The following is a 10,000-nucleotide window of genomic DNA, read 5'->3' on the forward strand; positions in this document are numbered from 1 at the left end:
CACTGACAACTTCCAACAAAACCTCATTGGCGATTTTTTTCTTCATTTTCTTCGGAATACGTTTCCAGTTGGGGTACTCTTTTTTGAGTTGTGCTCTCACTTCGTTTTTGCTATCTTTACGGAACATGGAAAACCTCTATTTTGGGCTGATGTTTTGTGGTGATCATTGATGCCCATTATAGAGGTTTTCCTGCATTAAATAAATGTTATTATTGATATTTTATCCAATCTTTGCAACACCTTTTGATAGAATTCGTAAAGCAACAAACGGGAACTTTGCCTTGGGTTCAGAGAAATTTGCCAAGGAAATAAGCGAAACTCTCGGCCGTCGTGTCACCCCCGGCAAAGCCAGCCGGCCAAGAAAGGAATAAGGAATAAATCATGGTCAAAATAAAACGTGGTCTGTCCCTGATTTGCGCTGATTTACGGATTTTCGTGCTTGGGCTGATTGCTGAAATAGACGAGTTCAAGGGGCAGGGGAGCGGCTGGATGCCTTAAAAAAGTGGCGACCGTTGATCCGTCGGCTCTGCGACCCGCATTGAAATGTCGAAACCGACAGACCTGGAAGTAGAAAAACTCCTTCTCGACGGTTATGGAGAGAATTGGGGATTGTTTTCAGGATGCGGGAACGAAACGGGACGGTCGCCCCCATTCTTTCGGGGCCAGGTTGCCTTGGTGACTTTTTGCGCGGGCGCTCACGAGCTGAATATCCGGCTGCGGAAGAGGAAAAAGACCGCGCCCATGATGCAGAGTCCGGCCCAGAGGTAGTCGAGGGAGATCTTTTCTTTCATGTAAAAGATGGAAAAGGGCACGAAAACCGTTAAGGTGATGACTTCCTGCAGAATTTTCAATTGCGCCAGCGACATGACCTGGTGTCCGAGACGGTTGGCCGGGACATGAAGCAGGTACTCAAACAGGGCGATTCCCCAGCTGGCCAGGGCGGCGATGAGCCAGGGCTTGTGTGAAAGGTTGCACAGGTGGCCGTACCAGGCCAGGGTCATGAAAATGTTGCTGCAGACAAGCAGCATGATGGTGATCGGAATCCGGCTCATGATCTTTTGTCTACCCCGGAGGGTCTGGAGAAAGAGGTTGCACGGAATGTGCATGATGTATAAGTGCGCTGTGGTCGGCGCTGAAGTTTCCGGACGATGCAATAAATTTATAAATATTACAACTGAAAAATAAAAGAGCCTGTAAATATTAAATTTACAGGCTCTTTCCGATTTATGGTGCCGAAGGCCGGACTCGAACCGGCACGGGTATTACCCACTACCCCCTCAAGATAGCGTGTCTACCAGTTCCACCACTTCGGCAAAAGGGTTTCCTGCCATGTTGTCGACGGAAACCGGCGCACTTCTAAACCATATCGAGTTTCTTGTCAAGAAATTGTTGCTGAATCGTCTTGCCGGGGTCAGCGTTTTTATGATTGACCAGATGCGCCGCCGCCGGCGATCCTCGGGACGCGAAAAGGTCATCTGCGTCGGGAGAGACTCAAACGCTGAGATCGAGAAGCAGGCCGGTGCCGCTCATGATTTCTTCGAACAAACGTTCGATTTTTTCCGGGGAATGGAAAAATCGTTCATTGATCTGGCGGCAGACCTGATGATTACTCTGGCAGTCGTAGGCCTTCAGAATGAAACCGTCCGGTACTTCGAGCAGGGATATATGGAGGTTGTGTTCATGCAATTTCAGTTTTTTGCAGGTTTGTTTCAGAATCGTCAGGATTTCGCGATAAGCGGTTTGGCTTTTCTTGCGTTCCGGGCCGGCGCCTGTCCCCCCGGTTTGGTAAGTGCGGGTCAAGCGCGAGCGGCGTTTTCTCAGACTTAAAGCCGCCACGGCTTGCGTGGCCAGAATTGGGGGAATATCTCCGGAGAGCGGTGGGGCTTTATCGGGCGGATCATACATGGCGCGCACCTGTGGTGGGGTTCAGCGGCGGCAGATAATTAACTCAGCCAGGGGTTTTCGGTCGACCGGGTCAGGCTCGCGGTCGTCGAGCGGGAAACCGACGGCGACGACCGCCATCAGTTCGTAGCGCGGGGGAAGTTCCAGCAACCGGCCGACCGCAGGAGCGTTTTTCAGAATCTCTCCCAGCCATACCGCTCCCAAGTCCAGGCTGTGGGCGGTCAGCAGCATGTTCTGGAGGCAGGCGCCGATGCCCTGAATATCTTTCTCGCGGTGGTAAAGGGAATCATTGTCCAGGAAGACCGCGATCAGAACGGACGCTCCTGCGATGATTTTACGGTATCTGGTCAGCGCGGCCATCCGGTGGCGGAGTTCCGGGTCGCGAATCAGAGCGAAACGCCAAGGTTGATTATTCAGGCCGGAAGGAGCCCAGCGGCCGGCTTCCAAAATGCTGTCCAGCATTTCATCCGGAACCGGCCGGGCGCTGAAACGGCGAAGGCTGCGTCGTTCCCGAATTGTCTGCTGCAGCTGGTTGAGCTGTTTTCCCAGTTCAGTCATGACCTGATTGTAACCAGCGCGGCGAAGTCTGTCAAGCTTTTCGGCGGACTTGACTTTCTTGGCGGATAAGCCTATTCAATAAATAGAAGAAAAGAGTATAAAGGAGTAAAAAGATTGAATTCTTCGCTTATTTCCCCGCTGGCTCATCGCCTGCGTCCGCAAAACTTCGAGGAGTTTGTCGGCCAGTCCCATCTGCTTGCCGGCGAAGGTGTTGTCGCGCGCCAGCTGCAAATGAAACGCCTTGATTCCATGATTTTCTGGGGGCCTCCAGGTTGCGGCAAAACCACCCTGGCAAACCTGTTGGCCGGCTTCGTAGAGGCTGATTTTCACAAGCTTTCCGCAGTAACCGCCGGGGTGGCCGAGGTGCGTAAACTTGCTGAAATCGGGCGCGCCAATCAGTTGTCCGGGCGGCGCACGGTTCTTTTCCTTGACGAAATTCATCGTTTCAACAAGGTGCAACAGGATTTTCTGTTGGCTCCGGTCGAAGAAGGCAGTCTGATCTTGCTCGGAGCGACCACGGAAAACCCCTCTTTTTCGATTATCACGCCGCTGCTTTCCCGGGCACGCGTCGCCGTTCTCAAGGCGCTGACCGTGGACGACATCAAGCTTCTTCTCGAACGCGCCGTGCTTTGTCTGAACCGTGACCAGGGTCGTGACTTGCAGGTCGAGGCCCAGGTTCTGGGACTGATCGCCGCTTATGCCGAAGGTGATGCCCGTCGGGCGCTCAACCTGCTTGACAGCGCCTGTCTGAATCTTCTGCCGGAAACGGCGGACGGGGTTTTGCGCGTCGCCGCCCTGGCGCCGCTGCTGGGTGATCGTAAACTTGACTATGATCGCGACGGAGAGGAGCACTTTAATCAGATTTCCGCTTTTATCAAAAGTATGCGGGCCGGAGACCCGGATGCGGCCCTTTACTGGCTGGGGCGCATGCTGAAAGCGGGCGAGGATCCGCTGTATTGCGCCCGCCGCATGATCCGTTTTGCCAGCGAGGATGTCGGTAACGCCGCGCCGCAGGCTTTGCAGTTGACGATCAACGCTCGTCAGGCCTATGAAACCCTGGGCTCTCCGGAAGGGGAGCTGGCTTTGTATCAGGCGGCGGTCTATCTCGCGACCGCGCCGAAAAGCGACGCGGTTTATCAGGCGGTGAAACGGATTGAGCGGGAGATTAGGGCCAGCGGCAGCCTGCCTGTGCCTTTGCAGGTTCGTAATGCGCCGACCAAGCTGTTGCGGGATCTGGGGTACGGGCGCTCCTATGTCAATCCTCACCGGGATCCCGGCAATCAGCTTTTAATCAAGGCCCTGCCCGAAGGTTTGACCCAGCTTCCTTTTTATCGTCCTTCCGGTCAAGGTTATGAGCTGACGATTCGTCAGCGTCAGGAGGCGAGAAACCGGCAGGCGCGAGGGAATACCGGCGAAACGGCAGTCGACCGAAGTGAAAAGTGACCTGGGAAAAAAATTGGCGCAGCTGCCCGACCAGCCCGGAATTTATCAGATGCTGGCCGAGGATGGCAGCGTTCTTTATGTCGGCAAGGCGATTTCCTTGCGCAAGCGGGTGCGGTCTTATTTCAGTGGGCGGCCGGATCGAGCGAAAACGGCCCTACTGTTGACCAGGGTCAGGGACATTGAGGTGATCCTGACGAAGAGCGAGGTTGAAGCCTTGCTGCTGGAAAACAATCTTATCAAACAGTACCGCCCGCCATTTAATGTTGAACTCAAAGATGATAAGCAATACCCTTATGTGAGACTTGATAGTCGCCAGGCTTTCCCTCGTTTCGAACTGGTCAGACGGCGGCGTCGGGATGGGGCGCGCTATTTCGGACCGTTTCCGGCGGTCGCCGCCCTGCGCGGCACCCTGGCCGTGCTGAACCGGCATTTTAGGCTGCGGCGTTGTCGGGGAGAGCGATTCGCCAACCGGGTGCGCCCCTGTCTTAATTTTCAGATGAATCTTTGTTCCGGGCCCTGCTGTGGCCGGGTGAGTGAGCTGGAATATCGGCGCCGGGTCGGCTCCGCTGCCCTGATTCTTGGGGGCCGGGGCCGCTCGGTTTTGCTCCGCCTGGAGCGACGGATGCGGGCGGCGGCGGAAAAACTCGATTTTGAACGGGCGGCCGAATTTCGTGATGCCTTGGCTGATCTTCGTCTGATTCTCGAAAATCAGGCCATTGATGCCGGTCGGGATGAGGATCTCGATGTGATCGGGATGGCGGTTAATGTCACCGGAGCTTGCGCGCTGTATCTGTTGACCATCAGGCGGGGCAATGTAGTCGGCGGACGACCATTTTCGTTTCCTGCCTACGGCGGGGTTCCGGATGATTTGCCGAGTGCTTTTCTTCAGCGTTATTATGGCGCCGAGGGAGAAATATACCGCCCACCGCCGGTTATCGTTCTGCCCGCAGTCGGTGAATTCTCGGCCGGGCTTGAGGCCTGGCTTGAAAAAATCAGGGGCGGGCGGGTAAAACTGGTGGCGCCGCAGCGCGGAAGACGCCTGAAACTTCTGGAGCTTGCTTGTCGGAATGCGCAAGAGCATCTGGGGGGACAGGTGTCGGAAAATGATTTTCCGGTTCAGGCGCTGGCCGCGATTGCGCAATTTTGCCAACTTAAAAGTCCTCCGGAAATGATCGAGGGACTTGATATCTCTAATCTTCAGGATCAGGGGGTGGTGGCCGCGCTGGTGACTTTTCGGGGGGGCGTTCCATTTAAAGAGGGCTATCGCCATTATCGCTTGGCCCAGGCGCCCCCGGACGATTTTGCTCGTATGGCGGAGGTTGTGCGTCGGCGTTTTGCCGCGGAAAAAGAGCGCTTATTTCCGGATCTATTGGTTCTGGACGGCGGTCTGGCTCAGCTGGAAGCTGTGGCTCGGGTGTTGCGTGAACTCAATGTTGAAATTCCGCTGTTGGCGATCGCTAAGGGCCGGAATGAAAAAGGCGTGCGGGATCGTCATGAGCCGGACCATTTTTTTGGTTCCGGTCACCGCGAGCCTTGGTGCTTATCGGTGTTTTCACCCGCTTATCGTCTGCTCCAGCAGGTGCGGGATGAAGCCCATCGTTTTGCCGTGACCTATCATCGCCAGGTCCGAAAAAAAGAACGTGATACAAGCCTGCTGGAGGTTGAGGGCATCGGCCGGAAACGGGCTCTGACGCTGTTGCGGATGTTCGGCAGTCTTGAAGAGCTGCGGCAGGCTTCTCCCGAAGTTCTGGTGAGCCGGGCGAGATTGCCTTTGGCGACGGCTCGGCGGCTGCATGAGTTCCTTTGCAATCATTGAGCGGTGGGTCGGATTAAGTTGTAACTTTGTTGTGTTAACCGGCGATTCCGAAGTATATCGAGCGGCGCTCGCCTTGGCTCCGGCCCGGCCGGAAAATGAATAATGAATGTCGGAAAATGGGGTAGAAACAATGGCGAGAAGGATTTTACTGGTTGGAGCCGGCGGTCGTTTGGGGCGGGTTTTGCTTCAGCTTTTGGGCATGCGGCCGGAATATGAAGTAATTGGTCTGCTTCAGAAAGAACTTGATATCCTTGAAAGCGAACAGGTCATGGCGGCGGTTGAGCGGCTGCGGCCGGCGGTGATTATTGATTGCGCTGGTTTCAGCGATATCCTGGCGGCCGAGAAAGACCCGGTCGGCACCCTTTCCGTCCATACCCGGGGTCTTTTTAATCTGGCGCGGGCAGCGGAGCGTTTTCATGCTTATCTTTGTTCTTTCAGCAGCAAGCTGGTTTTTAATGGACGCAAAGGTGCTCTCTACGACGAAGCCGATGAGTTGTGGCCGCTTAACCAATTTGGTATTTCTAAACAGGGCGGCGAAGAGATGGTGGCCGGTCTGCTTAAGAATCACCTGATTATTCGTAGCGATCTGGTTTATGGTCCCGCGCGGAATGATTGGGTTGAGCGGATTATACAGGCGCTTCAAGGTGGACATGTTCTGCAGGTTCCGGATGATTTCTTTGTGGCCCCGACCTATATCGGAGATTTGGCCGCGGCCACGGTGGCTTTGCTTTCGGAGTGGGCGGCCGGAATTTATCATTATACGAATGATGCCGGCGAGGGGGTGAGTCTTCATGCTTTTGCCCGAGAAGTAGCCGCCCTGACCGGCTCCGATCAGGGCTTGCTGCAAGCCGGGCCCCTGGCGGAGATGGCTTCGGGAGGGTTGGTCCTGCCTGCGCGGGCGATTCTGTCCCTGGAGCGTTTTCGTGAATTATTTCCGGCGCTGGTGCGCCCCTGGCGGGAAGCTTTGGCGGATTATCTGGAAACTCTCGGTTTCAGGTCGTAAGCTTCCGGTCGGCGATCTTTAAAGCAGTCTAGGTTGTGACGGACAGTGGTGATTTTGTTCAGGTTAATGGTGGTTGTAAAGGCGCCTTGGCGTCGGGGGGGCCGTAGAACGCAATTTCCCCAGGGATCGTAAATCGCTGAAGCTCCGGGGAAACTCAGTTTCCGGTCTTGGCCGATGCGATTGCAGCCCGCCACGAAAAGCTGGTTTTCGAGGGCTCGGGCCCGGAGCAGGGTGCGCCAGTGGGCCGTGCGTGGTTTCGGCCACTGGGCGCAGACCAGGAGCAACTCGGCTCCCGCCAGGGCCAGGGCGCGACTCAGTTCAGGAAAACGGATATCGTAGCAGGTCAGCAAGCCCACGGGATGATCGTAGACCTGAATGAGGCAGGGTTGGTTGCCAGGATTGATATAGAGATCCTCGTCCATCAGGGAAAAAAGATGGATTTTGCGGTAGGCCGCGACCTGGTGTCCGGTGGGGGCGAGCAGATAAAAGGTGTTGTAGAGCCGATCGCCGTCCTTTTCGAGCAGGCTGCCCCCGATGTAGAAATTGCGCGCGGTGGCCAGTTGGGCCAAGTTTGCGATGAGAGCTGGAGTCGAGGCGGCCAGGGTGTTTAAATGTTGATAGTCGTAGCCGGTGCTCCAGAGCTCCGGAAGCAGGACAATATCCGGTTTGTCATTGCTTGCCTGCAGTAGACGTTGCAGGCGTTGCAGGTTTTTTTCGGGCTGGCCGAGAGTGACGTTCATCTGGATCAGGGTCAGGGTAAGTTGATGGCGCGGCATGATCGGAGCACCTTGTCTCAATTTAGAGTTTTCGGGATCGGCGCTTGGCGACGCTGAATCGTGGTTCCGGAGCGGTTGAATTTTTTTAAGGGTTCATTGTATCTTATATAATAATGTAAGGCAAGTTGGTCTTTGCCCTGCGCGCGGGCTTTTTGAAAGGAGCAAATTATGAAAGTCAGTGTCTATCGTAAATTTGTTAACACCAGTAACCGGCTCAGGATTTTATTGCGGCCCATGGGGCCCGCCGATGAAGAGCTGGTTAAGAATATGTTCGCGGGACAGGCCGCCAAGGATGTACGTTTTTTGAAAGAGGATGTGCACGATCCGGCCGTCGTGTCAAATTGGTTTAGGAACCTTGATTATGAAACCGTAGTCCCCTTGCTGGCCATGCACGGAGAACTGCTGGTGGGGGATGCGACGCTGCATCGGCGTCGGGGGGCTGAAAGGCATATCGGCGAACTGCGGATTTATTTGGCCAGAGAGTTTCGTGGGGTTGGATTGGGTATGCAGATGCTTCGAGAACTGATTGAGATTGGTCGTGAAATGGGACTGCATATGTTGTTGGCGGAAGTAGTTTCAGAGGAGTTGGCGGTCATTAAAGCGTTTCGTAAGCTTGGTTTTGTCCGGCATGCTGAGTTTGATGATTACCTGATGGACGCCACCGGTTCTTTGCATGATGTGTCAATCATGGTCCTGTCGCTCGCGGCGCGCAAAGAGTATCTTTTCTGAGAAGACGCCGGAGGGAGGGATGGCAAGGATTCGGATAAAGTCTTGCGGGAGCGGCTGACGCGGCTGCGGTTGCGTAATATGGAAGCCCTGATCGAGGCCACGGTTGTCGACGTGCGCAGTCGGTTTGCGGCGTATAAAGAGCGCCCGGCCTCTGAGCTGGAGGCCAGCGTCAGACTCTGTTATCACGCCTATATGGATTTTCTGCAGACCGGTTCCTTTGTTTCGCTGACTGATTACATCGGTGAGATGGCTCGGCGGCGCAGTGATGAGCAGGTTCGTATTTCCGCGATTCAGGCGGTTTTTCTGACCTTTCGTGAAGTGGTTATGCCGGTTTTGCAGGCTGAGTTTAAGGATGAGCATGAACATTTGCTGCAGGCTTTTGGCTCGGTTCTGCGGGCGGAAAGTCAGGCTTTGGGGTGTTTGTTGACATTTGTCAGGATGCGTTTACGGCGCGCATGCGTCACCCATGTCTGTCAGGAAGAAAAGAACCGCGCCCCTGGAGGAATTGTCTGCTTGTCTTGATCGTAAGGTCAATGTCACGACCCTTGAGCTGCAGCAGAGTCGGGATTTTCTCGTCGAGATTCTCGAGAGTCTGGTTTCCGGGATTATTGTCGTTGGAACTGACCTGATGATTAAAATGTTCAATCGATCCATGGAAAGGCTAAGCGATTTGCGGCGTGAGGAGGTTCTGGGTTGTCGTGTTGATCAGGTTTTCGCTTCTCGGATTGAAATCCCTTTTTCATTTTTTCAACGGCAAATGGAAGAAAAGGGGCTGGTCGAAGGCGTTAAGCTGCGGATAGAAAAAGAAGGCGGCCGCCCGGTTTATCGGCATGTTCGGGTGGAAGCCTGGCGCGAGCGCGAAGGCAGTCTGCAAGGCTATATTATAATTGTAGATGATATTACGGAACAGGAATGTCTGCAGCATTCATTGTCCTGTTACCTGAGTCCGGCTGTGGCTGAGGGTCTGGCCCAAAGTGGCGAGCCGCTGTGCCTGACCGGACAGCGGATGGAGGTTGTGGTTTTGTTTGCCGATCTTAGAGGCTTTTCATCCATGGCTCAGGGACTGGAGCCTGAATCCGTGGTCGAACTTCTCAATTCCTATCTGGGTGTGATGGTGGATGTGATCCTGAAGTATTCCGGTACGCTTGATAAGTTTGTCGGGGACGGCGTGATGGCTCTTTTCGGCGCTCCGGCTCCGTTGGTGGCCGCTGCGGAAAAAGCGGTTGAGTGCGCAGTGGAAATGCAGGAAGAAATCGGCCGGTTGAATCGCCGTCGTCAGCACAGCGGTGAGGCCCATCTTCATCTTGGGGTGGGGATCAGTTGCGGCGCGGCGGTGGTCGGAAATATCGGATCGCCGGTACGGATGGATTTTACCGCGATCGGAGAAACGGTAAATCTTGCGGCCAGACTGCAGGAGTATTCGCGGGGAGGTGAAATCATGGTCAGTGAAAAGGTTTATCAAAAGGTGCGGGACTTCATTCAAATCCGAGCCCTGGCCCCAGGGGTGGTTAAGGGTATTGGTCTGATACCAGTATATGTGGTGGAGGGATACAAATTTTGAGTAAGATATTTATGAAATCTTAAAGAAAGCGCTTGACAAAAAAAAAGGGCAGGGGTATAAGGCACCTCCTTCGCCGATGAGAGGCTTTAATCGCTCTTCAAGGTGTCGGAAAGTTCTCAGACAAAAGAATCGATTGAGCTTCAAACCTAAAAAGAAAGAGCTTGACAAGGAATGCCGGTGAGCGTATAAGGCGCTCTCCTCTGGTCGACGGG

General features: G+C 54.5%; 10 protein-coding genes and 1 tRNA gene. 6 read left to right on the forward strand and 5 right to left on the reverse strand.

Annotation, left to right across the window (positions count from 1 at the left end; translation table 11 throughout):
- Positions 1-695 precede the first annotated feature (695 nt).
- The 4 genes from ENN66_02355 to ENN66_02370 form a co-directional block, all read right to left on the reverse strand.
- The gene (locus ENN66_02355) at positions 696-1,052 is read right to left on the reverse strand and encodes a hypothetical protein (GenBank protein ID HDS15462.1); all 357 of its coding nucleotides are present in this window, start codon (positions 1,050-1,052) and stop codon (positions 696-698) included.
- Positions 1,053-1,227: 175 nt separating this feature from the next.
- Positions 1,228-1,313: transfer RNA gene (locus tag ENN66_02360), tRNA-Leu, on the reverse strand.
- Between the two features lie 178 nt (positions 1,314-1,491).
- On the reverse strand, positions 1,492-1,905 hold the full coding sequence (locus tag ENN66_02365; protein HDS15463.1) for a hypothetical protein: 414 nt from the start codon (positions 1,903-1,905) through the stop codon (positions 1,492-1,494).
- A 21-nt stretch (positions 1,906-1,926) separates the two neighbouring features.
- Positions 1,927-2,460, reverse strand: coding sequence for a nitroreductase family protein (locus ENN66_02370; protein ID HDS15464.1), 534 nt, complete (start codon positions 2,458-2,460; stop codon positions 1,927-1,929).
- A 114-nt stretch (positions 2,461-2,574) separates the two neighbouring features.
- Between ENN66_02370 and ENN66_02375 the strand changes: the two genes are divergently transcribed.
- From ENN66_02375 to ENN66_02385, 3 genes are all read left to right on the forward strand, one after another.
- Positions 2,575-3,903 (forward strand): replication-associated recombination protein A, encoded by a 1,329-nt coding sequence (locus ENN66_02375; protein HDS15465.1) that lies wholly within the window; start codon positions 2,575-2,577, stop codon positions 3,901-3,903.
- Positions 3,866-5,719 carry an excinuclease ABC subunit UvrC gene (uvrC, locus tag ENN66_02380; GenBank protein HDS15466.1) on the forward strand — a complete coding sequence of 618 codons (1,854 nt, stop codon included), beginning with the start codon at positions 3,866-3,868 and terminating at the stop codon, positions 5,717-5,719. The genes ENN66_02375 and uvrC overlap by 38 nt, the downstream gene beginning before the upstream one ends.
- Positions 5,720-5,825: 106 nt before the next feature.
- Positions 5,826-6,722, forward strand: a complete 897-nt coding sequence (locus ENN66_02385; protein HDS15467.1) for an NAD(P)-dependent oxidoreductase — start codon at positions 5,826-5,828, stop codon at positions 6,720-6,722.
- Here the strand turns inward: ENN66_02385 and ENN66_02390 are convergent.
- Positions 6,692-7,498, reverse strand: coding sequence for a carbon-nitrogen family hydrolase (locus tag ENN66_02390; protein HDS15468.1), 807 nt, complete (start codon positions 7,496-7,498; stop codon positions 6,692-6,694). The genes ENN66_02385 and ENN66_02390 overlap by 31 nt on opposite strands.
- 168 nt (positions 7,499-7,666) lie before the next feature.
- On the opposite strand from ENN66_02390, the gene ENN66_02395 reads away from it, so the two are divergent.
- The 3 genes from ENN66_02395 to ENN66_02405 are packed head-to-tail and all read left to right on the forward strand — an operon-like array spanning position 7,667 to position 9,788.
- Positions 7,667-8,227: a GNAT family N-acetyltransferase gene (locus tag ENN66_02395; protein HDS15469.1), complete on the forward strand. Its 561-nt coding sequence runs from the start codon at positions 7,667-7,669 to the stop codon at positions 8,225-8,227.
- A gap of 42 nt (positions 8,228-8,269) precedes the next feature.
- Positions 8,270-8,749 carry a hypothetical protein gene (locus tag ENN66_02400; GenBank protein ID HDS15470.1) on the forward strand — a complete coding sequence of 160 codons (480 nt, stop codon included), beginning with the start codon at positions 8,270-8,272 and terminating at the stop codon, positions 8,747-8,749.
- The gene (locus ENN66_02405; GenBank protein ID HDS15471.1) at positions 8,694-9,788 is read left to right on the forward strand and encodes a PAS domain S-box protein; all 1,095 of its coding nucleotides are present in this window, start codon (positions 8,694-8,696) and stop codon (positions 9,786-9,788) included. The genes ENN66_02400 and ENN66_02405 overlap by 56 nt, the downstream gene beginning before the upstream one ends.
- Positions 9,789-10,000 lie beyond the last annotated feature (212 nt).

The organism is Pseudomonadota bacterium (genome assembly GCA_011049115.1).
Classification (GTDB): domain Bacteria; phylum Desulfobacterota; class Anaeroferrophillalia; order Anaeroferrophillales; family Tharpellaceae; genus DSCM01.

Excerpts from the sequence above, each read along its gene's own strand:
- ENN66_02355 (HDS15462.1), bottom strand. The coding sequence starts at position 1,052 with ATGAGCCGGATTCCGATCACCATCATGCTGCTTGTCTGCAGCAACATT.
- ENN66_02365 (HDS15463.1), bottom strand. The coding sequence starts at position 1,905 with ATGTATGATCCGCCCGATAAAGCCCCACCGCTCTCCGGAGATATTCCC.
- ENN66_02370 (HDS15464.1), bottom strand. The coding sequence starts at position 2,460 with ATGACTGAACTGGGAAAACAGCTCAACCAGCTGCAGCAGACAATTCGG.
- ENN66_02385 (HDS15467.1), top strand. The coding sequence starts at position 5,826 with ATGTCGGAAAATGGGGTAGAAACAATGGCGAGAAGGATTTTACTGGTT.
- ENN66_02390 (HDS15468.1), bottom strand. The coding sequence starts at position 7,498 with ATGCCGCGCCATCAACTTACCCTGACCCTGATCCAGATGAACGTCACT.
- ENN66_02395 (HDS15469.1), top strand. The coding sequence starts at position 7,667 with ATGAAAGTCAGTGTCTATCGTAAATTTGTTAACACCAGTAACCGGCTC.
- ENN66_02405 (HDS15471.1), top strand. The coding sequence starts at position 8,694 with ATGTCTGTCAGGAAGAAAAGAACCGCGCCCCTGGAGGAATTGTCTGCT.